This is a genomic window from Streptomyces sp. CAU 1734, from assembly GCF_039888735.1.
In the GTDB taxonomy this organism is placed as follows: domain Bacteria; phylum Actinomycetota; class Actinomycetes; order Streptomycetales; family Streptomycetaceae; genus Streptomyces.
Map to the genome: position 1 here is coordinate 457,384 of NZ_JBDQQP010000004.1, position 22,058 is coordinate 479,441.

Sequence of the window (22,058 nt, forward strand, 5' to 3'; positions counted from 1 at the left end):
GCCTCCGCGGGATCAGCCGAAGACGTATTTGACGGCTTCCTGGAATCCATAGTCCATCACGGTCACCAGACCGATCATGATGACGACGAAGACAATCACCACTGTGGTGTACGTCGTGAGCTGATTGCGCGTCGGCCAGACGACCTTGCGCAGCTCGGCGACGATCTGCCGGTAGAAGAGCGCGAGACGGCCGAAGGGGCCCTTCTTCCCGCGCTTGCCGCCCTTGCGGGACTTCTTCTGGGGCGCCTCGTCCTCGGCATCAGGCGTGTCGATGGAGCCCACGGCGTCCGTCACGTTCTTTCACCTGATTCCGGGTCGTGGCCGTGCCGCGCCCGGTGGAGCCGCACGGCGGTTCATTGAATGTACGTACATGCGCACGCACCTGGCGAAGATGCGTGTAGCAGGGCCGGAGGGACTTGAACCCCCAACCGCTGGTTTTGGAGACCAGTGCTCTACCAATTGAGCTACGACCCTTTGTTGCGTCCCCCAACCTACCCCATCCGGAGATGTGGTTGGTGTGGGCCAACGACGAGTGAGTGTACGTGGTCACAGGCCCGGCGTCGAACAGACAACTCCGGCGCGGTTCCCGGGCGCCGCCGGACGGGCCGGCCGGGACCGCCAGCTCAGCCCCTTGCGGAGCCCGTCCCGGAGCCCCGCCGGGCGCCGGGGGCGGCGGCGGGAAAGGGGTGCCCCGGCCCCGGGGAGGCGCCCCCGGGACGCCCCTGTCCGGGGTGCGGAACGTGTGTGCCGTACGCCATGGCCGTCTGGGACGATGGACCGTATGAGCGCTGCAACCCCTCCCACCGAACGCCGGGTCTCCGCCCGTGTCGGTGCGATCTCCGAGTCCGCGACCCTCGCCGTCGACGCCAAGGCCAAGGCCCTCAAGGCCGCCGGGCGGCCGGTGATCGGCTTCGGCGCGGGTGAGCCCGACTTCCCGACGCCGGACTACATCGTCGAGGCGGCCGTCGAGGCGTGCCGCACCCCGAAGTACCACCGCTACACCCCCGCGGGCGGGCTGCCCGAGCTGAAGAAGGCCATCGCCGCCAAGACGCTGCGGGACTCCGGCTACGAGGTCGACCCGGCGCAGGTGCTGGTCACCAATGGCGGGAAGCAGGCCATCTACGAGGCGTTCGCGGCGATCCTGGACCCGGGTGACGAGGTCATCGTGCCCGCCCCGTACTGGACCACCTACCCGGAGTCGATCCGGCTCGGCGGCGGCGTCCCGGTCGAGGTGGTGGCCGATGAGACCACGGGTTACCGGGTCTCGGTGGAGCAGCTGGAGGCCGCTCGCACGGAGCGTACGCGGGCGGTCGTCTTCGTCTCCCCGTCCAACCCGACCGGTGCCGTGTACAGCAGGGAGGACACCGAGGCCATCGGCCGCTGGGCCGTCGAGCACGGCCTGTGGGTGCTGACCGACGAGATCTACGAGCACCTGGTCTACGGCGACGCCGTCTTCACCTCGCTGCCGGCCGTGGTGCCCGAGATCCGCGACCGCTGCCTCGTGGTCAACGGTGTGGCGAAGACCTACGCCATGACCGGCTGGCGCGTGGGGTGGATCGTCGGCCCGAAGGACGTGGTGAAGGCCGCGGCCAACCTCCAGTCGCACGCCACCTCCAATGTCTCCAATGTCGCGCAGGTCGCGGCCCTGGAGGCGGTGTCCGGGAATCTGGACGCGGTGGCCGAGATGCGGGAGGCGTTCGACCGCCGCCGCCGCACGATCGTGCGGATGCTCAATGAGATCGACGGCGTCCTCTGCCCGGAGCCGGAGGGCGCCTTCTACGCCTACCCGTCGGTGAAGGAGCTCCTGGGCAAGGAGATCCGGGGCCGGCGTCCGGCGTCGTCGGTGGAGCTGGCGGCGCTGATCCTGGAGGAGGTCGAGGTCGCGGTGGTTCCGGGTGAGGCCTTCGGCACCCCGGGGTATCTGCGGCTGTCGTACGCGCTGGGGGACGAGGACCTGGTGGAGGGTGTCTCGCGGATCCAGAAGCTGCTGGCCGAGGCGGAGGACTGATCGTTCCGGGCCGGTCCGTCCGGGCGGGGGCCTTCGGGCCGGTCCGTGCGGGCTGATCGTTTCGGCGGACGCCCCCCATCCCGTGAACGTTCGCGGGGCGGGGGGCGTTTCCGTGTTCGCGGGGTTGCGGGGTTGCGGGCGGCCCGGGCGACCGCCGGGGCCGGGTTCGTGTCTTCGTTCGAGCGGGGGCCCGATCGGAGAATCGGGTTACCGCTACGGCGCGGGCGTACGGCAAGATCCTCGGATGGAGCATGTACGCGCCGTGAGCCGGCTACCCAAAGCGCATCTGCATCTGCACTTCACCGGGTCGATGCGCCCGGCCACCCTGCTGGAACTGGCCGACAAATACGGTGTCCATCTCCCCGACGCGCTGACCGGGGGCGAGCCGCCCAGGCTGCGCGCCACCGATGAGCGCGGATGGTTCCGGTTCCAGCGGCTCTATGACATCGCCCGGTCCTGCCTGCGCTCCCCCGAGGACATTCAGCGGCTGGTCAGGGAGGCCGCCGAGGAGGATGTCCGGGACGGCTCCGGCTGGCTGGAGATCCAGGTCGACCCGACCTCGTACGCCCCGCTGCTCGGCGGGCTGATCCCCGCGCTGGAGATCATCCTGGACGCGGTGGACAGCGCCTCCCGGGAGACCGGGCTCGGCATCCGGGTCCTGGTCGCCGCGAACCGGATGAAGCACCCGCTGGACGCACGGACCCTCGCCCGCCTCGCCGTCCGTTACGCCGACCGCGGGATCGTCGGCTTCGGCCTCTCCAATGACGAGCGCCGCGGCCTGGCGAGGGACTTCGACCGCGCCTTCGCCATCGCCCGGGAGGGCGGGCTGCTGGCCGCCCCGCACGGCGGCGAGCTGAGCGGCCCCGCCTCGGTGCGGGACTGCATGGACGATCTGCACGCCTCCCGGATCGGGCACGGCGTCCGGGCCGCCGAGGATCCCCGGCTGCTGCGCAAGCTCGCCGAGCGCGGGGTGACCTGCGAGGTGTGCCCGGCGTCGAACATCGCCCTCGGGGTGTACGAGAAGCCGGAGGACGTGCCCCTGCGGACGCTGTTCGACGCCGGGGTGCCGATGGCGCTGGGCGCGGACGACCCGCTGCTCTTCGGGTCCCGGCTGGCCGCGCAGTACGAGTTCGCGCGCCGGCACCACGCCTTCACCGACACCGAGCTGGCCGAGCTGGCGCGTCAGTCCGTGCGCGGCTCCGCCGCCCCGCCGGATGTCAGGGCCGGACTGCTGGCCGGAATCGACTCCTGGCTCGCGGCCCCGGCCTGACCTCTCCGCGCGGGCTTCAGAGGCTGACGCCGACCGTCACCGGCTCATTGACCAGGGTGACGCCGAAGGCGTCGTGCACCCCGGCCACCACCTCACGGGCGAGTGCGAGCAGATCCTCGGTGGTGGCCCCGCCCCGGTTGGTGAGGGCGAGGGTGTGCTTGGTGGAGATGCGGGCAGGGCCGTTCCCGTACCCCTTGGCGAAGCCCGCCCGGTCGATCAGCCAGGCCGCGGAGGTCTTGGTGCGCCCGTCACCGGCCGGGTAGGCGGGCGGCACCGCGTCGTCGCCGAGGCGGTCGCGGACCCGGCCGAGGAAGCCCGCGTACTCCTCCGCGTCCAGGATCGGGTTGGTGAAGAACGACCCGGCCGACCAGGTGTCGTGGTCGGCGGGGTCCAGGACCATGCCCTTCCCGGCCCGCAGCCGGAGCACGGCGGAGCGCACGGCGGCCAGCTCCCGGCGGTCCCCCGGCTCGGCGCCCAGTGCCCGGGCGGCCTCCGCGTATTTGATCGGGGCGGAGAGCCCGCCCGCGTCCTCCAGCTCGAAGCGGACCCGGAGCACCACATACCGGTCGGGCCGGTCCTTGAAGCGGCTGTGGCGGTACGAGAACTCGCACTCGGCGTTGGAGAGGGTGACGGTCTCCCCGGTGTGCCGGTCGAGCGCGACGACCTCGGTGATCCGGGACGAGACCTCCTGGCCGTACGCGCCGACGTTCTGGATCGGGGTCGCACCGGCGGATCCGGGGATTCCGGCGAGACATTCCAGGCCCGCGAGCCCCGCTTCCACGGTGCGGGCGACGGCGTCCGTCCAGACCTCGCCGGCGGCCAGCTCCAGCCGGTTCCCGTCCAGCCGGAACCCCCGGGTGGCGATGCGCAGCGCGGTGCCGTCGAAGCCCTTGTCGCCGATGACCAGATTGGAGCCGCCGCCGATGATCAGCAGCGGGGTGCCGGCGGCGTCCGCCTCGCGGACGGCGGCGATCACCTCGTCGTCGGTGCCGGCGGTGATCAGCCGGCCGGCGGGGCCGCCGAGCCGGAAGGTGGTCAGGGGGGCGAGGGGGGCATCGTGAAGTTCCTGCACGGGGACAAGGGTACGGTCGGGCCCCGGACGGAGCTCCGGGGCAGTGCCCGCCGGGTGAGCGGTGGGGCCGCGGGCCCGCCCCGTACGGCGGTCACGCGCTCGCCTTCACCGGCGCCTCGGGGATGCCCACCGGCTCGTCCCGTGCCGGGGTCCGGCCGGCGGGCGGCGCGGTCCGGCGGCGGGAGGGGATGAGCAGGGCGGCGACCGCGCCGGCGGCCACGGCGGCCGCTCCCGCCCAGAGCGCCGGGGTGGTTCCGTCGGTGAAGATCCGGGGGGACTCGAAGCCGCCCCGGGCCGCGAAGACCGCGCTCAGGACCGAGACCCCGAGGGCCCCGCCGACCTCGCGCAGCGCGCCGTTGGCGCCGGAGGCCATGCCCCGCTCCTCCGGCCGGACGGAGGCCATCAGCACGCTCGCCGCCGGGGCGAAGAAGAGGGCCATCCCGATCCCGGTGGTGATCAGCGCGGGGAGCTGGGCGGCGTAGGAGACGCCCGGTTCGAGGGTGAGGGCGAAGAGCGCGAGCCCGAGTGCCTGGAGCGCGAGGCCGCCGGCGACGACGGGCCGGCCGCCGATCCGGTCGGCGAGATGGCCGGCGACGGGCGCGACGACGAGTGACATCGCGGTCCAGGGCAGCATCCGCAGGCCCGCCTCGGTGGGCGAGTAGCCGAGAACCCCCTGCATGAACTGGCTGAGCAGGAAGATCGACCCGAACATGCCGAGATACATCAGCAGGCTCGCCGCGTTGATCCCGGCGAAGGCGCGGTTCCGGAAGAGCCGCATGGGGAGCATGGGATTCGGGGCGGTGACGCCGTGGCGGACGAAGCCCAGCAGGAGCAGGGTGCCCGCGGCCAGCCCGCCCAGGACGGCGGGGCTGGCCCAGCCGTCGGCGTGCCCGTTGATCAGGGCGTGGACGATGCCGAGGAGGCCGCCGCTGACGAGCAGGGTGCCGCGGATGTCGAGCCGGGCGCCGGGGGCGCGTGACTCGTCGAGGCGGAGGCGGGCGAGCGGCAGCAGGAGCAGGCCGATGGGCACATTGAGCCAGAAGATCCACTGCCAGGAGATGTGCTCGGTGAGGCTGCCGCCGATCAGCGGTCCGGCGGCGACGGCGACCCCGCTCACGGCACCGAGGACGCCGAGGGCGGCGCCCCGGCGGGCGGCGGGGACCGCAGCGGTGAGCAGGGTCAGGCTCAGCGGCATCATGATCGCGGCGCCGAGGCCCTGGACGGCGCGGGCGGCGATCAGCGCGCCGATGCCGGGGGCGAGCGCGGCGGCGGCGGAGGCGGCCGTGAAAATCGCCAGACCGATGAGGAAGAGCCTGCGGCGGCCGAACCGGTCCCCGAGGGCGGCGCCGAGCATGAGCAGGACGGCGAAGGTGAGGGTGTAGGCACTCACCGTCCATTCGAGATCGGCGAGCGCGCCGCCGAGATCGTCGCGGATGGCGGGGAGGGCGGTGGTGACGACGAGGTTGTCGAGGGCCGCCATGAATCCGGCGACGCTGGTGATCACGGTCGCCCAGACGGCCCCGCCCCGGCGGCCGGCCGGCCGGTCCGGTGTTCTCCCCTGTTTCATTACTCCCCCATGAGTAGTTATCGATCACTAACTTTCCCGGGCGGCAAGCGGCGCCGAACACTCCCGGCGAGGGAGAGGGGGTGCCGAGAGCCCGGGCCCGGAAATCCGCCCGTGTGAGCGAGATCCCCGCAAGAGACGGCCTAGGACTCGTCCGGTGCTTCCGGCGGACCATCGGAGTGCGGAGCGGAGCCGGTGCCGAAGCGGGGGTCGATACCGGCCCACGCCCGGTGGTCCGGCGGGAATCCGAGCGCCAGCAGGCAATTGATCATCATTCCGCGCCCCAGGAAGTGGGTGGTCGCGTCGACATCGCCGCCGAGGGCGATATGCGCACGGTCCCAGATCTCCAGCCAGGCCGAGCGGATCTCGGCACCGAATTCGCGGTCGCCCATGGCTTCGGCGGAGGCCACCGCCGCATAGATCTGCAACTGCATCAGCAGCAGCTCGCGATCGTCGATCAGCCGCATGTACGCCGTCGCCATCGCCGCCACCGGCGATGCGTCCGGTTCCTTCTCCAGGGCCGCGGCGAACGCCTTGGGAGTCTCCTCGAGGCAGCGCGTCGCGGCGGCCAGGAAGAGCTCCCGCTTGTTCTTGAACAGCCGGAAGAGATACGGCTGGGAGACACCGACCCGCCTGGCGATCGCCTCGGTGGAGGTGCCGGCATAGCCTCCGTGGGCGAACTCACCGATCGCCGCGCGAATCACGCTCTCGCGCCGTTCCGCCGCACTCATTCTGACCATGACCGGTAAGTTAGTGACCAATTACTAAGCAGTCAAGGGACGTTGGCGCCCGGCGATACGGGTCCCGATGACACGGGTAAGGGGCGCCCCCGGGGAGGGGCGCCCCTTACGGGAGCTCACGGCCGCCGGGACGGCGGCGCCTCGGCATCGGGCCGGGCCGAGGCGGCCCTGCGGCCTCAGGCCAGCTGGACGACGGCACGGGCCATGCCCAGCACCTTCTCGCCCTCACTGGTCGCGGTCAGATCGACCCGCACCCGGTTGTCCTCCAGCAGTGCCGCGACCTTGCCGCCGACCTCGACGACCGCGCCCTTGTCGTCATTGGGCACCACGACCGGCTTGATGAACTTCACGCCGTACTCGACCACCGCGCCGGGGTCGCCGGTCCAGTCGGTGACCACACGGACCGCCTCCGCCATGGTGAACATGCCGTGCGCGATCACATCCGGGAGTCCGACCTCGACGGCGAACTTCTCGTTCCAGTGGATCGGGTTGAAGTCCCCCGAGGCTCCGGCGTACCGCACCAGTGTGGCGCGGGTCACGGAGAAACTCTGCTGCGGCAGCTCGGTGCCGACCTCGACGTCCGCGTAAGAGATCTTCGCCGTCATCACGCCTCCTCGGCGGCGCGCGCCACCAGCTTGGTCCACGCCGTCACGACATGCTCACCGGTCTCGTCGTGCACATCGCCGCGAATGGCCACCACATCGTTACCGGCGAGAGATTTGATGCTCTCGATGGTGGAGACGACCGTCAGCCGGTCGCCCGCCCGTACCGGCCGGGTGTAGGCGAACTTCTGCTCCCGGTGCACCACGCGGTCGTAGTCCAGCCCGAGCCGCGGGTCGGAGATGACGGTTCCGGCCGCGCGGAAGGTGATGGCGAAGACGAAAGTCGGCGGGGCGATCACGTCGGGGTGGCCGAGCGCCTTCGCGGCCTCCGGGTCGGTGCATGCGGGACTGGTCTCCCCCACCGCCTCGGCGAATTCGCGGATCTTCTCCCGGCCGACCTCATAGGGCGAGGTGGGCGGATAGGTCCGCCCCACGAAGGACTGGTCGAGCGCCATGAACTAGCTCCCTCCTGACAGATTGATCTGCTTCTCACCGGCCGTGGCGCCGGTGTGGACCATGAGCGCTGTGTGCGGCATCACAGGATCCCGGTCCGGGCCGGCCGCGGTTCCGCGTCCGCACAGCTCCGCACACCGGCCTTGCGGGGACCTTGGGCGGGCCCCGGGCGGGGCGGCGGCGGGCCGCCGGTCTCCCGGGGGCCGGCCGCGCAAACGACGCGAGGCCGCCCCCTGACGGGGACGGCCTCGTGTACGAGCCTGTATCAGCGCGTTTCGCGGTGCGCAGTGTGCGCGTTGCAGCGCGGGCAGTGCTTCTTCATCTCCATACGATCCGGGTTGTTGCGCCGGTTCTTCTTGGTGATGTAGTTCCGCTCCTTGCACTCCACGCAGGCCAGCGTGATCTTCGGGCGGACGTCGGTGGCAGCCACGTGAGTGCTCCTTGGACGGACAGATTGAACGAAATATGACAACGCACAAAAAGAGTAGCCGACCGGAGGACCGACCCCACAATCGGCTACTTTCTGTAGCGGTGACCGGACTTGAACCGGTGACACAGCGATTATGAGCCGCTTGCTCTACCGACTGAGCTACACCGCTGCGATACCGGATCCCCTCACCCGAAGGTGAGGTTCACCGACATCAGAGCCCCAATACGGAATCGAACCGTAGACCTTCTCCTTACCATGGAGACGCTCTACCGACTGAGCTATTGGGGCGAGCGATGAAGACATTACACGGTCGGTCGCCGATCGCCCAAATCCGTTTCGCGGGCCCTGTCAGGCGCCGGACCAGCAAGGGTCTCCCCCGCGCCGGAGGGCCGCCACTTCCCTCCCGCGCGCACCTCGCGGCCACACCGGTACGACTATTTCGCTCTTCCTCGAAGCGTGCCCGCGGCGCCCCTAGGCTCGACACGCTGCGTGATCTTCCTCCTCCCTCGTCGCGCGGCCCGAGCCCCGACCTCCCCCGCAGGAGCGCGATGCCCGACAGCCGGCCGAGGCCACCCGGCGGCACCACCGCCGACACCACCGGACTACTGCTGTGCGGTGCGCGGCTGACCGACGGCCGCACCGTCGACGTACGGCTGAGCGACGGGCGGATCGAGGCCGTCGGCACGGCCGGCAGCCTCGCACCGCACCCCGCCCGGGTCGACCTCCACGGCTATCTGCTGCTCCCCGCGCCCGCGGAGCCCCATGGCCACGCGGACACGGCGCTCACCGCGGACTCGCCCGGCCCGGTCTCGTACGCCGCGGAGCCGGTCCAGCGGCGGGCCACCGAGGCCGCGCTGCTCCAGCTCGGGCACGGCGCCACGGCGCTGCGGTCCCATGTGCGGATCGGGGCCGTCCAGGGGCTCGGGCCGCTCAAGGCGGTGCTCCGGGCGCGGCGGTCGCTGCGCGGGCTCGCCGATCTGACCGCGGTGGCCGTGCCGAGGCTGCTCACCGGTCTGGCGGGGGCGGACGGCCTGGCGATGCTGCGCGACGCGGTGAAGATGGGCGCGGCGGTGGTGGGCGGCTGTCCGGACGCCGACCCCGATCCGGCCGGGTACGCGGAGGCGGTGCTGGGGGTGGCGGCCGAGCACGGCTGCCCCGTCGATCTGCACACCCATGGTGACGATCCGGGCCGGCTGGCCGGGCTGGCGGCGATGGCGGGCGGGCTGCGGCCCGGGGTGTCCGTCGGGCCGTGCGCGGGGCTGGCCCGGCTGCCGCACGAGGTGGCGGCACGGACCGCCGAACGGCTGGCGGCGGCGGGAATCACCGTGATCTGCCTCCCGCAGGGCGGCTGCGGCGCCATGGAGCAGCGCGGCGGGGCCCCCGTACGGCTGCTGCGGGCGGCCGGGGTACGGGTCGCCGCGGGCAGCGGCGCGCTGCGGGATGTGTCCAACCCGGTCGGCCGGGGCGATCCGCTGGAGGCGGCGTATCTGCTCGCGTCACAGAGCGGGCTGCGGGCGCAGGAGGCGTACGCGGCGGTCTCCGCGGCGGCCAGGGAGGCGATGGGCCTGCCGGAGGTGCGGGTGGAGGCCGGGTTCCCGGCGGAGCTGCTGGCGGTGCGCGGGGAGCGGCTCGCGGGGGTGCTGTCGCTGGCGTACAGCAGGATCGTCATCCACCGGGGCCGGGTGGTGGCGCGGACCAGCGCGGTGCGGGAGTACTGCGACTCGGCGGCGGCGGTGGCGCTCGAACTGCCGCGCCAGGGCCGTCCCTGAGTCTTCGCCGGGTCGTCCCTGAACCGTCCGCGAGTCCTCCCCCGGGCCCTTCCCGGGCCGTCGCGGGCCGCAGGCGCGCTCCGGGCCTCCGCGGGGCATTCCCCCGGGCGGGCGGCGTGTTTCGGGCGTGCGGCCGGGCGGCGGGCGGGCTCCGGACGTACGGTCGGGGGCATGCGCATTGTCATCGCTGGTGGACATGGTCAGATCGCCCTCCGACTGGAGCGGCTGCTCACGGCGGGCGGACACGAGGCGGTGGGCCTCATCCGCGACCCCGATCAGAGCGGCGACCTGCGGGACGCGGGCGCCGAACCGGTCGTCCTGGACCTGGAGTCGGCGTCGGTGGAGGAGGTCGCCGAGGTGCTCCGGGGCGCGGACGCGGTCGTCTTCGCGGCGGGCGCGGGGCCGGGCAGCGGCGCCGCCCGCAAGGAGACGGTGGACCGGGGCGCCGCGGTGCTCTTCGCGGACGCCGCCGAACGCGCCGGGGTGCGCCGCTATCTGATGGTCTCCTCCACGGGGGCCGACTCGGCGCGCGAGGGCGACGAGGTGTTCGACGTCTATCTGCGGGCCAAGGGCGCGGCGGACGACGATGTACGGGCCCGTCCCGGCCTGGACTGGACGATTCTGCGGCCGGGTTCGCTGACGAACGACGCCGGCACCGGTCTGGTGCTGCTGCAGGCGTCGACGGGCCGGGGCCCGGTGCCGCGCGACGATGTGGCCGCGGTGCTGGCGGAGTTGCTGGAGACCCCCGCCACGGCGGGGCTGACGCTGGAGCTGATCAGCGGTTCGGTCCCGGTGATGGTGGCGGTGCGGGACGTGGCCGGCAACTGACCGGCCGCGGGTTCCGCCGGCGGCGATGACTTCCCGCCTCCCGTCCGGTCAGCACAGATCATGAGGAACGAGATGAACGAGAACGAACCCGTTGTCGTGGTGCGCGCCGAGCAGCCGTACGCGTACATCCGGGGCAATGTGCGGATGGACTCCTTCCATCTGCTCGCGGACCGGCTCGGTGAGCTGATCGGCTGGCTGGCGGGGCATGGTGTGGAGCTCGCCGGGGCGCCGTTCTTCCGCTTCAACACCATCGACATGGAAGGGGAGTCGGAGGTCGAGGCGGGAGTGCCGGTGACCTCGGTGCCGGAGCCGGAGGGCGATGTCCGGGTCGGCAATCTGCCCGCCGGCCGCTATGCCGCGGTCACGCACACGGGCCATCCGGATCAGCTCTTCGGCGTGGCCGCGCGGCTGCGGGCGTGGGCGGACGGTCAGGGGCTGGAGTGGGATCTGTCGGAGGACGGCGGGGTGGAGCGGTGGGGGTGCCGGACCGAGTCGTATCTGACCGATCCCCGGGTGGAGCCGGATCCGGACAAGTGGGAGATCGAACTGGCATTCCGCCTGGCGGACTGAGGACTTGCGCCCGGTCCGCCCGTACCGTCCGTCCGCCGCTCCCTCCGCAGGAGACGGCGGGCGGGCGGTGCGCGGCTCTCTCCGGGCCGTACGGCGCCGTCTGCCCCCACGGACCGCCACGGCCCGCGGTTCTCGCCGCTGAAGAGGCGGCGGCGCGGGCCACCGGCGCTTCCGGTCGTTTTCAGCCACAACGGGAGCGGAGATTCCTGGGGGTCCGGCACGGCCGGCAGCGCCCATGACAATGGCCCCCGACCAGCGTCTCCGCTGTTCGGGGGCCATCATCATCACGTGGCGGCGCCAGGATTCGAACCTGGGTAGGCTAAGCCGACGGATTTACAGTCCGCTCCCATTGGCCACTCGGGCACACCGCCATGGGATATCGCCGGGGAAGATCCGCTTTTCTGCGGTGCTCCCTGGCAACGACGTAAACGATACCTGATGCCCAGGGGTGGTCCGCCACTCGGTTGATCAGGCGTCGGAGCCGGTCCGGGTGGCTAGGCTTGCCGGAGCGGTTCGGGGACTCCGGCCGCCCTCCACGCACCCGATACAAGGAGCCACAGGACATGGCCGACTCCAGTTTCGACATCGTCTCGAAGGTCGAGCGGCAGGAGGTCGACAACGCCCTCAACCAGGCAGTGAAGGAGATCGCCCAGCGCTACGACTTCAAGAACGTCGGGGCGTCGATCGCCTGGTCGGGCGAGAAGATCCTCATGCAGGCGAACTCCGAGGAGCGCGTCAACGCGATCCTCGATGTGTTCCAGTCCAAGCTGATCAAGCGGGGCATCTCGCTGAAGGCGCTGGACGCCGGCGAGCCGCAGCTGTCCGGCAAGGAGTACAAGATCTTCGCCTCGATCGAGGAGGGAATCTCGCAGGAGAACGCCAAGAAGGTGGCGAAGATCATTCGCGATGAGGGCCCGAAGGGTGTCAAGGCCCAGGTCCAGGGCGACGAGCTGCGGGTCAGCTCGAAGAGCCGGGACGACCTCCAGGCCGTGCAGGCGCTGCTGAAGGGTCAGGACTTCGAGTTCGCCCTCCAGTTCGTGAACTACCGCTGACACCGGCCGGGCGACCGGCCGCGAACCGTCCGCCATGGGGCGCGGGGCTGCTTGCCCCGCGCCCCGCGGGCGTGTGAGGGGCGTGCCGTCGGCGAGGAACGGCAGGGGTGTCCGCCGGATGTGATGTCCCGGGTGTGATGCCCCGGGCGTGGTGCCCTCGGGCGTGGTGTCCGAATTCCGCCGGCGCGGGCGGGGCGGGCGGCGCAGACTCGTGAGTACGGGGCGCGGGGGCGCCCAGGACCACGGGGACGCGCAGAGACACAGAGAAGGAGCCGGCCATGACCGCCACGATCCTCCACACGACGGTGCCGAGCCCGCTGGGCGAGGTGCTGCTGGTCGGCGAGGAGTCGGCCACGGCGCCGGGCGGTGTCGCGCTCGCCTCGCTCTCCCTGGCCGGGCAGAAGGGCGCCGCCGGGGTGCCCGAGGGCCGGCCGGACGATCCGGACGCCTTCGCGGAGATCACCGGACAGCTCGCCGCGTATTTCCGGGGCGAGCTCACCCGCTTCTCGGTCGAGTACGCGGGGGCCGGCCGGACCGGCACCGAGTTCCAGCGGCGCGTGTGGGCGGCGCTGGAGGAGATTCCGTACGGCGAGACCACGACCTACGGGGAGATCGCCCGGCTGGTGGGCACGTCGAAGGCCGGGGTACGGGCCGTGGGCACCGCGATCGGGCGGAATCCGCTGCTGGTGGTGCGGCCGTGCCACCGGGTGATCGGGGCGAACGGCGCCCTGCGCGGCTACGCGGGCGGGGTGGACCGGCAGGAACGCCTCCTCGGGATCGAGGGCGTACTGGTGTCATGACGGGCGGCGCGCGGGATTCCGCCGATGGCCGGCACGGGTCCGGGGCGGGTGGCTTTCAGGAGAGCCTGTTCGGGGAGGGTCTCCCCGGGCGGCTCCCCGGGCGGACACTTCCGGCCGGGGAGCCGATCGTGATCGCGCCCGGTGCCGTACACGTACCCGGGTGGCTGCCGGCCTCCCGGCAGCGGGAACTGGTCGGGGCGTGCCGGGGCTGGGCGCGCGGCCCGGTGCCGCTGCGGCACACGGTGCTGCCGGGCGGCGGGGTGATGTCCACCCGGACGGTCTGCCTCGGGTGGCACTGGCTGCCGTACCGCTACAGCCGTACGGCGGACGATGTGAACGGGGCCCGGCCCGCGCCGCTCCCCGGGTGGCTGGCCGAGCTGGGGCGGGCGGCGCTGGCCGCCGCGTACGGGCCGGACGGGACGGCCGGGGGCTGTTCCCCGGCCCGCTGGTCCCCCGACACCGCCCTGATCAATTTCTACGACGGCGCGGCGCGGATGGGGATGCACCAGGACCGGGAGGAGCGCTCATCGGCGCCGGTGGTGTCGCTGAGCATCGGGGACAGCTGTGTCTTCCGCTTCGGCAACACCCGGACCCGGGGCCGGCCGTACACGGATGTGGAGCTGGCCTCGGGGGACCTCTTCGTCTTCGGCGGTCCCTCGCGGTTCGCCCATCACGGGGTGCCGAAGATCCATCCGGGGACGGCCGACCCGGAGTCGGGGATGAGCGGCGGACGGCTGAACATCACCCTGCGGGAGACCGGCCTGGCGGGGTGAGGCGCCGCGGCGGGCTTCCGCCGGGGACGCGCGGGCCGCGGGGTGTCACCGGGCGGCGAACGGCTGGTCCGAGGGGACGATCTCCTTGCCCAGGGGCAGCAGGGAGACGGGGATCAGCTTGAAGTTGGCGATGCCCAGCGGGATGCCGATGATCGTGACGCACAACACGATTCCGGTGACGACATGGCCGAGCGCCAGCCACCAGCCGGCGAGGACCAGCCAGAGCACATTGCCGACGCAGGACGGCGCGCCCGCGTCATGGCGGTCGACCACGGTGTAGCCGAAGGGCCACAGGGCGTAGATGCCGATCCGGAAGGCGGCGACACCGAAGGGTATGCCGATGATGGTGATACAGAGCAGCGCGCCGGCGAACATGTAGCCCAGGAACATCCAGAAGCCGCACAGAATCAGCCATATAACGTTCAAAATTGTCTTCATGAGCGACGACCTGCCATCTGTTCGAGTCGGGCGATCCGTTCCGCCATGGGCGGATGGGTGGAGAACATCTTGGTCAGGCTCTTACCCGGTCGGAACGGGTTTGCGATCATCATGTGGCTCGCGGTTTCCAGCCGTGGCTCGGGCGGCAGCGGAAGCTGCTTCGTGCCGGCGTCGAGCTTGCGCAGCGCACTCGCGAGGGCCAGCGGATCGCCGGTGAGCTGGGCTCCCGAGGCGTCCGCCTCGTACTCCCGGGAGCGGCTGACGGCGAGCTGGATGATCGCGGCGGCCACCGGCCCCAGGATCATGATCAGCAGCATTCCGGCGATGCCGGGGCCGTCGTCGTCGGACCGGCCCACCGGGATCAGCCAGGCGAAATTGACCAGGAACATGACGACGGAGGCGAGTGCGCCGGCGACCGAGGAGATCAGGATGTCCCGGTTGTACACATGGCTCAGCTCATGGCCGATGACCCCGCGCAGCTCGCGTTCGTCGAGCAGCCGGAGAATGCCCTCGGTGCAGCAGACCGCCGCATTGCGGGGATTGCGGCCGGTGGCGAAGGCATTGGGCGCCTGGGTGGGTGAGATGTACAGCCGCGGCATGGGCTGCCGGGACGCGGTCGACAGCTCGCGGACCATCCGGTAGAGCGCGGGCGCCTCGAACTCGCTCACGGGCCGGGCGCGCATGGCGCGCAGGGCCAGTTTGTCGCTGTTCCAGTAGGCGTACGCATTGGTACCGATCGCCACGACGAGCGCGACGATGAGCCCCGTACGGCCGAAGAAGCTGCCGATGACGAGGATGAGTGCGGACAGTCCGCCGAGGAGTACGGCGGTCTTCAGCCCGTTGTGCCGGCGGTGCACTAGGCCCTCCATGTGGTGCGGCAGGGGAACCCTTGGCGTGGTGCTCCACTCTCCAGTGGACCCTTCTGTACTGGTCAACGCCAGGCGAAGGGGGCTAGTTCCCTTGTGCCCCGGGCCGGGGGGCGGTCCGTTCGGGTGAGGGGCCGGGTGAGGGCCGTACGGGTCAGAAGAGCGCGGTGGCCGCGAAGCGGAGCACCAGCTGCGGGTAGCCGGACAGGACCACACCGATCGCGGCCGTGAGGGCGACGGCCGCGGTGACGGCGGCGGGCACCGCACGGCGGGCCGGGGCGGCGACGGCGCCCGGCTGGGGGGATCCGGCCGGATCGGGAGCCGCGGCGGTCGCGGGGGCCCGGAAGAGGACGGCCGTCCACTTCAGGTAGTAGTACAGGCCGATCGCGACATTGACGCCCATGACGACCGCGAGCCAGCCGAGGCCGGCGTCGACGGCCGAGGAGAAGACGGTCACCTTGGCGAAGAGGCCGATGATCCCGGGCGGCAGGCCGGCCAGACAGAGCAGGAAGAAGCCCAGGGCGAGCGCGGCGAGCGGGCGCTCGGCGTACAGGCCCCGGTAGTCCGCGATCCGGTTGCCCGGATGCGTACGGGCGACGACGGCGACCACCGCGAAGGCGCCGAGGTTGACGACGGCGTACATCAGGGCGTACGAGACGGTCGCGCCGATCTGGTCGGCGCCGGAGTACGCGGCAGCGGCGATCGGCACCAGGATGTATCCGGCCTGGGCGACGGAGGACCAGGCCAGCAGGCGTACGGCGCTCAGGGCGCGGGTGGTGGACTGGCGCAGCGCCGCCACATTGCCGGCCGTCATGGTGAGGGCGGCGAGCACCGCGATGGCCGGGCCCCAGACCTCGGAGTGGCCGGGGAAGGCGATCACGGTCACCAGGATGAGGCCGGAGAAGCCGACCGCCTTCCCGACGACGGAGAGGAACGCGGCGATCGGCAGCGGTGCGCCGACATAGGTGTCGGGCACCCAGAAGTGGAAGGGGACGGCCGCCGTCTTGAAGACGAAGCCGATGAGGGTGAGCGCGACGCCCGTCTTGGCGAGGGTCTCCAGGGCGGTGGGGACCTTGTCCAGGTTGGCGGCGATCTCGGTGAGGTGGAGGGTGCCGGTCGAGGCGTACACGAAGCTGACGCCGAGCAGGGCCACCGCGGTCGCCGTGACCGAGGAGAGGAAGAACTTCAGCGCCGCCTCGCTGGAGAGGCGGTCGCCGCGCCGCAGGCCGACGAGGGCGAAGGCGGGCAGCGAGGCGACTTCGAGCGCCACGATCAGGGTGGCCAGGTCGCGCGAGGCGGGGAGCAGCGCGGCGCCGGCGGCGGAGGCCAGCAGCAGGAACCAGAACTCGCCCGCGGGCAGGTCGCGGCGGGTTTCGTGGAGCGAGAGCAGCGCGGTCAGCAGGGCGCCGCCGAGCACCAGGAGCTGAATCGCGAGGGTGAAGTGGTCCGCGGTGTAGCTGCAGGTGCCGGGGTCGGTGGTGAGGCAGAAGGTCTGGCGGTCGCCGTCCGTCAGGGGCAGGAGCATGAGGAGCGCGGCGGAGAGGCCGGCGATGGCGCCCCAGCCCAGGAAGCGCTTGTTCCGCTCGCTGGTGAAGAGGTCGGCGACCAGGATCAGCAGACCGGTCACCGCGGTGATCGTCGGCGGGGCGATGGTGAGCCAGTCGACGTTCTGGACGAGCTGGGTGACGCCGGAGGCGAGCGGGGTGTCGGCGAGTGCCGCGGTCACGACTGGCCTCCTGCGAGGAGCTTCTGTACGGCGGGGTCGGTGAGGCCCAGGAGGACCGCGGGCCACAGTCCGGCGACGACGGTCAGCACCACCAGGGGGCTCCAGGTGGCGATCTCATAGGTGCGGATGTCGGCGAGCGGGCCGCCGGGTTCCGTCCCGTGCGCCGGGTTCCGTCCCGTGCGCCCGGTCCCGGTCGTGGTCTCGGTCTCGGCCCCGGTCGTGGTCCCGGTCCCGGTCGTGGTCTCGGTCCCGGTCGTGGTCCCGGTCCCGGCGGGCTCGGTCGTGGCGGGCTTCGTGGTGGCGTACTCGGGGACGCCCATGCAGACCCGGCGCACCACGATGAGCATGTACGCGGCGGTGAGCAGAGTGCCGAATCCGCCGATGGCCATGAAGGTGAGGAAGGCCGGGCGGTTCAGGCCCTCGGCGGGGTCGAAGGCGCCGAACAGGGTGAGCATCTCGCCCCAGAATCCGGCGAGTCCGGGCAGGCCGAGGGAGGCCACCGCGGCGAAGGCGAGCAGGCCGCCGAGGCGGGGCGCCCGGCCGTAGAGCGCGGCGCCGGTGGCTCCGGCGAGGGTGTCGAGGTCGGCGGTGCCGTACCGGTCCTTGAGGGCTCCGACCAGGAAGAAGAGCAGACCGGTGATGAGCCCGTGGGCGATGTTGGCGAAGAGCGCGCCGTTCACGCCGGTGGGGGTCATGGTGGCGATGCCGAGCAGCACGAAGCCCATGTGGCCGACGGAGGAGTAGGCGATCAGACGCTTGAGGTCGCCGCCCGCGCCCTGCCGGGCGAGGGCGAGACAGGCCAGCGATCCGTAGATGATGCCGATGACGGCGAGCGCGGCCAGATAGGGCGCGAAGGTCCGCATCCCGTCGGGTGCGACGGGCAGGACGATCCGGACGAAGCCGTAGGTGCCCATCTTGAGCATGACACCCGCCAGCAGGACGGATCCCACGGTCGGGGCGGCGGTGTGGGCGTCCGGCAGCCAGCTGTGCAGCGGCCACATCGGGGTCTTCACCGCGAGGCCGATCCCGATCGCCAGTACGGCGATGACCTGCGTGGACGCGGTGAGGCCGCGGCCGTTGTCAGTGGCGAGTGCCACCATGTCGAATGTGCCGCTCTGCAGGCCGATCAGCAGCAGGCCGAGCAGCATGATCACGGAACCGAGCAGTGTGTAGAGGATGAACTTCCAGGCGGCGGCCTGCCGCCCCTCGCCGCCCCAGCGGGCGACGAGGAAGTACATCGGGATGAGCACCATCTCGAAGGCCAGGAAGAACAGCACCAGATCGAGGACGGCGAAGGTCGCCAGCGTCCCCGATTCGAGGACGAGCAGCAGGGCGACGAATGCCCTCGGGGACGGGCCCGCGGGCATCTTGTAGTAGCTGTAGAGCGCGCAGAGGAAGGTCAGCAGCGCGGTCAGGACGATCAGGGGGAGCGAGATGCCGTCGATGCCGAGGTGGATGCGCACATCGAGTGCGGGGATCCAGCTGATGTCCGTGGTGGCCTGCATCCTCGACGGGCTGTCGTGGTCGAAGCCGATCGTCAGGGCGATGGCGGCGGCCAGGATCACCCCGGTCACGGTCACTCCGTGGCGCAGGACCGCCTGGTCCGGGCTCTTTCCGCGCAGTCCGGGCGGTGCGGGCGGCAGAGCGGCGGCGGCGCCGATGAGCGGGCCGACGACGATGAACGCGAGAAGGAACTGCATCACTGACTCGCTGATATCGATCACGGCTCACGATCCCGCGTTGGCGTTGGACAGGACGACGGCGGCGATCGCCAGGACGATGGACCCGGCGAGCAGTGCGCTGAGGTAGGTCTGCACATTGCCGGTCTGGGCGCGGCGGACGAGGATGCCGAGCCAGTTGCTGCCGGTGCCGGCGCCGCGGACATAGGTGTCGACGACTTCGCGGTCGAGGAAGCGGACGAGTTCGGCCGCGGCCTGGACGGGCCGTACGAAGAGCACGTGGTAAACGGCGTCCAGATGGAAACCGGATGCCGCGTGGGAGTGCAGCGGGCCGAGGAGTTTCCGTCCCGGGTCGGCCGGGTCGGGGGCGGTGGTGATGCTCCCGTAGAAGGCGGTGTGGCTCGCCACGGTCTCCGCCTCGATCAGGGAGGGCGCGGCTTCGGGGTGTTCGGCGGCCGGGTCGGGCGGGGTGAGCGCCCGCGCTCCCTCCCGGCGGGTGCGCAGCGAGCGCCAGGCTCCGTAGGTGAGGAGTCCGCCGATGAGGGAGAGGCCGGTGCCGAGTACGGCGGTGGTGAGGGTGGCGGCGAGGCTGTGGCCGTCGAACCAGTCCTTCAGATAGCCGTAGGTGAGTCCGAAACCGAGTGAGGGGACGGCGAGCAGCCAGAGCGGGAGGGTCATGGCACGGGGCTCGCGGCCGTGGTCGGGTGCCTCGGCGCCGCTGCCGCGGAAGGCGAGCAGCCACAGACGGGCCGCGTAGGCGGCGGTGAGGAGGGCGGTGAGCAGTCCGGCGATCAGGACGGTCCAGCCGGCCGCGCCGGGCGCGGTGTCCGAATCCCCGAGCGCGGTGTGCTCGGCGGCCACCAGCACGGCTTCCTTGGAGAAGAAACCGGCGAAGGGGGGAATGGCGGCGAGCGCCAGCAGGGCGACGGTCATCGTCCAGTAGGCGTCGGGGATCCGCTTGGACAGCCCGTTCATCCGGCTCATGGCGGCCAGGGAGTTGGTGCCGGCGGCGTGGATGACCACACCGGCCGCGAGGAAGAGGAGCGCCTTGAACGCGCCGTGCGAGAGGAGGTGGAAGACGGCGGCGCCCCGGTCGGCGACGGCGAGGGCGCCCGCCATGTAGCCGAGCTGGCCGATGGTCGAGTAGGCGAGGACGCGCTTGATGTCGTCCTGGGCGAGGGCGGCGAGGCCGGAGCCGATCATCGTGATCGCCGCCATCACGGCGAGGACGGTGAGCGCCGCCGCGGAGGCGGCGAAGACGGGGAGGAGCCGGGCCACGAAGTAGATACCGGCGGCGACCATCGTCGCCGCGTGGATCAGCGCGGAGACGGGGGTGGGGCCGGCCATGGCGTCGGGCAGCCAGGTGTGGAGCGGGAACTGCGCCGACTTGCCGGCCACACCGGCGATGAGGAGCAGGGCGATCACGGTGGGGTGGTCGATCCCGCCGTCGGCGACCGCGTCCAGGATCCCGGTGATCCGGAAGGTTCCGGCGTCGGTGGCCAGGGCGAAGAGACCGATCAGGAAGGGGACGTCGCCGAGCTTGGTGACGAGGAACGCCTTGAGGGACGCGGCGCGCGCCTCGGGCGTCTCCCAGTAGTGGCCGACGAGGAAGTACGAGCAGATGCCCATGATCTCCCAGCCGACCAGGAGCACCATCAGATCGCCGGAGTAGACGACGAGGAGCATCGCGGCGGTGAAGAGGGAGACGAGGGCGGCGTAGGAGGGGTAGCGGGGGTCGTCCCGGAGATAGGCCGTGGAGTAGATCTGCACACACGAGGCGACGATCACGACCAGGACGGAGACCAGGGCCGCGAAGCCGTCGATGTGCAGGGCCAGGTCGATGGGGACGGACCCGGTCGGCGTGAGCCGGGTGGCGGCGTTGACGGGCGCTTCGCCGCCCTGGCGGACGGCGACGGTGACCGCGAGCACGGCGGAGGCCAGGACCGGGAGGACCGCGAGGGGCCGGACGAATCCGGGGGCGGTCCGGCCGATGAGCAGTCCGGCCACCGAGCCGAGGAAGGGAAGGAGGGGGACGAGAACGGCGAGGGTCGTGGTGGTCACGCGGTGGCCTCGGCCTTCTGCGTCTGCTGCGCCGGGGAGGTCGCGCCGGTGTCGTCCGGGGTGCCGTCGGGCGCCTCGGCGGTGTCGCGGAGGCGGTCCACGTCCGAGCTGCCGCGGTTGCGGTAGACCATCAGGACGATCGCGAGACCGATGCCGATCTCGGCGGCGGCGATGGCGATGATGAAGAGGGTGAACGCCTGGCCGGCGTGGAGTGCGTCGCGGAGCCAGACGTCGAAGGCGACGAGGTTGAGATTGACCGAGTTGAGCATCAGCTCGACGGACATCAGGACCAGGATCGCGTTGCGCCGGGCGAGCACGCCGTACAGGCCGACGCTGAAGAGGAGGACGCTGAGGACTGCGGGATAGGCGAGATGCATCAGCTCTTCCCCTCGGGGTCCGTCGCGGAGCCGGTGCCGGGTGCGGCGGCCGGGCCCGGGGTGCCGGGGGCGGTGTCGCCCTCGGCGCGCTTGCGGGAGAGGACGATCGCACCGACCAGCGCGCCGAGGAGCAGGACGGAGAGCGCCTCGAAGGGCAGCACCCAGTGCCGGAAGAGGATCGCTCCGATCACATCGGTGGAGCCCTGAGCGGGTCCGTCCAGATTGATCCAGGTGGTGCGGAAGGCGTCGACGACCACCCAGACGAGGGTGACGGCGGCGGCGCCCGCGACGGCGAGGGCGACGGGGCGGTTACCGGAGTCGGCGTCCGGGGAGCGGCCGATGGGGGCCCTGGTGAGCATCAGTCCGAAGAGGAGCAGGACGATCACCGAGCCGAGGTAGATCAGGACCTGGACCCAGGCGATGAATTCGGCGGTGAGCAGCAGGTACTCGACGGCGAGTCCGCCGAGCGCCACCACCAGCCAGAGGGCGGCGTGCACCAGCTGCTTGGTGGTGACGGTCATGATCGCGGCGCCGAGGGTGACGACACCGACGAGGAGGAAGACGATCTCGACACCGGTCGGGGAGAGAAAGCTCTGGGTTTCGGCGGCGGCGAGGATCATGCCTGGCCTCCTTCTCCGGCGGGCGGGTTCTCGGCACCCGGTCCGGCGGGCGGATCGGAGGATTCGTCGGACTCGGCGGGCTTGGCGGACGGGGCGGGCGCGTCGCTCGCGGCGGGCTCGGCAGGCGCGTCCGACGGTGTCGGCTTGGCGGTCGGGGCGGGCTTGGCGGACGGGGCCGGCTTGGCGGTCCCGGACTGCTTGTCGGCCTCGGGCGCGGCGGTGCCGGTCGGCTCGGCTGACCCTGACGGCTGGGCGGGCGCGGACAGCTTGTCCGCCTCGGGCGCGGGCGGCTGCTGCCGGCCGGGCTCGGGGGTGGCGGGCTTCGCGGGTCCTGCGGGCTCGGACGCGGGCTTCGGCTCG

Annotated in this window: 22 protein-coding genes and 4 tRNA genes; 8 read left to right on the forward strand and 18 right to left on the reverse strand. The window is 71.7% G+C overall.

Translation table 11 applies throughout. From position 1 onward, the window contains the following. Nucleotides 1-12 precede the first annotated feature (12 nt). On the reverse strand, nucleotides 13-294 hold the full coding sequence (secE, locus tag AAFN69_RS10415; protein WP_347728055.1) for a preprotein translocase subunit SecE: 282 nt from the start codon (nucleotides 292-294) through the stop codon (nucleotides 13-15). A gap of 107 nt (nucleotides 295-401) precedes the next feature. Further along, nucleotides 402-474 (reverse strand) — tRNA-Trp (locus AAFN69_RS10420). 307 nt (nucleotides 475-781) lie between these two features. Between AAFN69_RS10420 and AAFN69_RS10425 the strand changes: the two genes are divergently transcribed. Further along, nucleotides 782-2,008: a pyridoxal phosphate-dependent aminotransferase gene (locus AAFN69_RS10425; protein ID WP_347728056.1), complete on the forward strand. Its 1,227-nt coding sequence runs from the start codon at nucleotides 782-784 to the stop codon at nucleotides 2,006-2,008. Nucleotides 2,009-2,252: 244 nt separating this feature from the next. Then, nucleotides 2,253-3,278, forward strand: coding sequence for an adenosine deaminase (locus AAFN69_RS10430; RefSeq protein WP_347728057.1), 1,026 nt, complete (start codon nucleotides 2,253-2,255; stop codon nucleotides 3,276-3,278). A gap of 16 nt (nucleotides 3,279-3,294) precedes the next feature. On the opposite strand, the gene AAFN69_RS10435 is transcribed toward AAFN69_RS10430, so the two are convergent. From AAFN69_RS10435 to AAFN69_RS10470, 8 genes are all read right to left on the reverse strand, one after another. Continuing rightward, a complete protein-coding gene (locus tag AAFN69_RS10435; protein WP_347728058.1) occupies nucleotides 3,295-4,350 on the reverse strand; it encodes a UDP-N-acetylmuramate dehydrogenase in 1,056 nt (351 codons plus the stop codon). A 91-nt stretch (nucleotides 4,351-4,441) separates the two neighbouring features. Next, a complete protein-coding gene (locus AAFN69_RS10440) occupies nucleotides 4,442-5,917 on the reverse strand; it encodes an MFS transporter (protein ID WP_347728059.1) in 1,476 nt (491 codons plus the stop codon). 140 nt (nucleotides 5,918-6,057) lie between these two features. After that, nucleotides 6,058-6,654, reverse strand: a complete 597-nt coding sequence (locus AAFN69_RS10445) for a helix-turn-helix domain-containing protein (RefSeq protein WP_347728060.1) — start codon at nucleotides 6,652-6,654, stop codon at nucleotides 6,058-6,060. A gap of 176 nt (nucleotides 6,655-6,830) precedes the next feature. Continuing rightward, nucleotides 6,831-7,259, reverse strand: a complete 429-nt coding sequence (locus AAFN69_RS10450; protein WP_347728061.1) for a MaoC family dehydratase — start codon at nucleotides 7,257-7,259, stop codon at nucleotides 6,831-6,833. Continuing rightward, nucleotides 7,259-7,711, reverse strand: coding sequence for a MaoC family dehydratase N-terminal domain-containing protein (locus tag AAFN69_RS10455; RefSeq protein WP_347728062.1), 453 nt, complete (start codon nucleotides 7,709-7,711; stop codon nucleotides 7,259-7,261). The genes AAFN69_RS10450 and AAFN69_RS10455 overlap by 1 nt, the downstream gene beginning before the upstream one ends. Nucleotides 7,712-7,974: 263 nt before the next feature. Then, the gene (gene rpmG / locus AAFN69_RS10460) at nucleotides 7,975-8,139 is read right to left on the reverse strand and encodes a 50S ribosomal protein L33 (protein WP_018834916.1); all 165 of its coding nucleotides are present in this window, start codon (nucleotides 8,137-8,139) and stop codon (nucleotides 7,975-7,977) included. Between the two features lie 96 nt (nucleotides 8,140-8,235). Next, nucleotides 8,236-8,308 (reverse strand) — tRNA-Met (locus AAFN69_RS10465). A gap of 46 nt (nucleotides 8,309-8,354) precedes the next feature. After that, nucleotides 8,355-8,427, reverse strand: a tRNA-Thr gene (locus AAFN69_RS10470). A 260-nt stretch (nucleotides 8,428-8,687) separates the two neighbouring features. Here AAFN69_RS10470 and AAFN69_RS10475 point away from each other — a divergent pair. The 3 genes from AAFN69_RS10475 (at nucleotide 8,688) to AAFN69_RS10485 (ending at nucleotide 11,306) form a co-directional block, all read left to right on the forward strand. Continuing rightward, the gene (locus AAFN69_RS10475; RefSeq protein WP_347728063.1) at nucleotides 8,688-9,908 is read left to right on the forward strand and encodes an amidohydrolase family protein; all 1,221 of its coding nucleotides are present in this window, start codon (nucleotides 8,688-8,690) and stop codon (nucleotides 9,906-9,908) included. Nucleotides 9,909-10,079: 171 nt separating this feature from the next. Then, complete coding sequence (locus tag AAFN69_RS10480; protein WP_347728064.1) at nucleotides 10,080-10,736, forward strand: SDR family oxidoreductase; 657 nt, start codon at nucleotides 10,080-10,082, stop codon at nucleotides 10,734-10,736. Between the two features lie 72 nt (nucleotides 10,737-10,808). Next, nucleotides 10,809-11,306: a GyrI-like domain-containing protein gene (locus tag AAFN69_RS10485; protein ID WP_347728065.1), complete on the forward strand. Its 498-nt coding sequence runs from the start codon at nucleotides 10,809-10,811 to the stop codon at nucleotides 11,304-11,306. 289 nt (nucleotides 11,307-11,595) lie between these two features. Here AAFN69_RS10485 and AAFN69_RS10490 read toward each other — a convergent pair. Next, nucleotides 11,596-11,677: transfer RNA gene (locus AAFN69_RS10490), tRNA-Tyr, on the reverse strand. Nucleotides 11,678-11,869: 192 nt separating this feature from the next. On the opposite strand from AAFN69_RS10490, the gene AAFN69_RS10495 reads away from it, so the two are divergent. From AAFN69_RS10495 to AAFN69_RS10505, 3 genes are all read left to right on the forward strand, one after another. Beyond that, nucleotides 11,870-12,358 carry a YajQ family cyclic di-GMP-binding protein gene (locus AAFN69_RS10495; protein WP_347728066.1) on the forward strand — a complete coding sequence of 163 codons (489 nt, stop codon included), beginning with the start codon at nucleotides 11,870-11,872 and terminating at the stop codon, nucleotides 12,356-12,358. Between the two features lie 278 nt (nucleotides 12,359-12,636). After that, complete coding sequence (locus tag AAFN69_RS10500) at nucleotides 12,637-13,158, forward strand: methylated-DNA--[protein]-cysteine S-methyltransferase (RefSeq protein ID WP_347728067.1); 522 nt, start codon at nucleotides 12,637-12,639, stop codon at nucleotides 13,156-13,158. A 128-nt stretch (nucleotides 13,159-13,286) separates the two neighbouring features. Next, nucleotides 13,287-13,931 (forward strand): alpha-ketoglutarate-dependent dioxygenase AlkB, encoded by a 645-nt coding sequence (locus AAFN69_RS10505; RefSeq protein ID WP_347728068.1) that lies wholly within the window; start codon nucleotides 13,287-13,289, stop codon nucleotides 13,929-13,931. Nucleotides 13,932-13,976: 45 nt separating this feature from the next. On the opposite strand, the gene AAFN69_RS10510 is transcribed toward AAFN69_RS10505, so the two are convergent. The 7 genes from AAFN69_RS10510 to AAFN69_RS10540 all read right to left on the reverse strand — a co-directional run bounded on the left by AAFN69_RS10510 (nucleotide 13,977) and on the right by AAFN69_RS10540 (nucleotide 21,698). After that, nucleotides 13,977-14,369, reverse strand: a complete 393-nt coding sequence (locus AAFN69_RS10510; RefSeq protein ID WP_347728069.1) for a YccF domain-containing protein — start codon at nucleotides 14,367-14,369, stop codon at nucleotides 13,977-13,979. Then, nucleotides 14,366-15,226, reverse strand: a complete 861-nt coding sequence (gene htpX / locus AAFN69_RS10515) for a zinc metalloprotease HtpX (protein ID WP_347728070.1) — start codon at nucleotides 15,224-15,226, stop codon at nucleotides 14,366-14,368. Before htpX ends, AAFN69_RS10510 begins: the two co-directional genes overlap by 4 nt. Before the next feature lie 163 nt (nucleotides 15,227-15,389). Then, a complete protein-coding gene (locus tag AAFN69_RS10520; RefSeq protein ID WP_347728071.1) occupies nucleotides 15,390-16,961 on the reverse strand; it encodes an NADH-quinone oxidoreductase subunit N in 1,572 nt (523 codons plus the stop codon). Beyond that, nucleotides 16,958-18,661 carry an NADH-quinone oxidoreductase subunit M gene (locus tag AAFN69_RS10525; protein WP_347728121.1) on the reverse strand — a complete coding sequence of 568 codons (1,704 nt, stop codon included), beginning with the start codon at nucleotides 18,659-18,661 and terminating at the stop codon, nucleotides 16,958-16,960. The genes AAFN69_RS10520 and AAFN69_RS10525 overlap by 4 nt, the downstream gene beginning before the upstream one ends. A 27-nt stretch (nucleotides 18,662-18,688) precedes the next feature. Continuing rightward, complete coding sequence (locus AAFN69_RS10530) at nucleotides 18,689-20,701, reverse strand: NADH-quinone oxidoreductase subunit L (protein ID WP_347728072.1); 2,013 nt, start codon at nucleotides 20,699-20,701, stop codon at nucleotides 18,689-18,691. Beyond that, nucleotides 20,698-21,078, reverse strand: coding sequence for an NADH-quinone oxidoreductase subunit NuoK (gene nuoK, locus AAFN69_RS10535; RefSeq protein ID WP_347728073.1), 381 nt, complete (start codon nucleotides 21,076-21,078; stop codon nucleotides 20,698-20,700). The genes AAFN69_RS10530 and nuoK overlap by 4 nt, the downstream gene beginning before the upstream one ends. Further along, complete coding sequence (locus AAFN69_RS10540; RefSeq protein WP_347728074.1) at nucleotides 21,078-21,698, reverse strand: NADH-quinone oxidoreductase subunit J; 621 nt, start codon at nucleotides 21,696-21,698, stop codon at nucleotides 21,078-21,080. Before AAFN69_RS10540 ends, nuoK begins: the two co-directional genes overlap by 1 nt. Nucleotides 21,699-22,058 lie beyond the last annotated feature (360 nt).

Coding starts and splice junctions, on each gene's coding strand:
- AAFN69_RS10425 (WP_347728056.1), top strand. CDS start 782: ATGAGCGCTGCAACCCCTCCCACCGAACGCCGGGTCTCCGCCCGTGTC.
- AAFN69_RS10430 (WP_347728057.1), top strand. CDS start 2,253: ATGGAGCATGTACGCGCCGTGAGCCGGCTACCCAAAGCGCATCTGCAT.
- AAFN69_RS10440 (WP_347728059.1), bottom strand. CDS start 5,917: ATGAAACAGGGGAGAACACCGGACCGGCCGGCCGGCCGCCGGGGCGGG.
- AAFN69_RS10445 (WP_347728060.1), bottom strand. CDS start 6,654: ATGGTCAGAATGAGTGCGGCGGAACGGCGCGAGAGCGTGATTCGCGCG.
- AAFN69_RS10450 (WP_347728061.1), bottom strand. CDS start 7,259: ATGACGGCGAAGATCTCTTACGCGGACGTCGAGGTCGGCACCGAGCTG.
- AAFN69_RS10455 (WP_347728062.1), bottom strand. CDS start 7,711: ATGGCGCTCGACCAGTCCTTCGTGGGGCGGACCTATCCGCCCACCTCG.
- AAFN69_RS10475 (WP_347728063.1), top strand. CDS start 8,688: ATGCCCGACAGCCGGCCGAGGCCACCCGGCGGCACCACCGCCGACACC.
- AAFN69_RS10480 (WP_347728064.1), top strand. CDS start 10,080: ATGCGCATTGTCATCGCTGGTGGACATGGTCAGATCGCCCTCCGACTG.
- AAFN69_RS10485 (WP_347728065.1), top strand. CDS start 10,809: ATGAACGAGAACGAACCCGTTGTCGTGGTGCGCGCCGAGCAGCCGTAC.
- AAFN69_RS10495 (WP_347728066.1), top strand. CDS start 11,870: ATGGCCGACTCCAGTTTCGACATCGTCTCGAAGGTCGAGCGGCAGGAG.
- AAFN69_RS10500 (WP_347728067.1), top strand. CDS start 12,637: ATGACCGCCACGATCCTCCACACGACGGTGCCGAGCCCGCTGGGCGAG.
- AAFN69_RS10510 (WP_347728069.1), bottom strand. CDS start 14,369: ATGAAGACAATTTTGAACGTTATATGGCTGATTCTGTGCGGCTTCTGG.
- AAFN69_RS10525 (WP_347728121.1), bottom strand. CDS start 18,661: ATGCAGTTCCTTCTCGCGTTCATCGTCGTCGGCCCGCTCATCGGCGCC.
- nuoK (WP_347728073.1), bottom strand. CDS start 21,078: ATGCATCTCGCCTATCCCGCAGTCCTCAGCGTCCTCCTCTTCAGCGTC.
- AAFN69_RS10540 (WP_347728074.1), bottom strand. CDS start 21,698: ATGATCCTCGCCGCCGCCGAAACCCAGAGCTTTCTCTCCCCGACCGGT.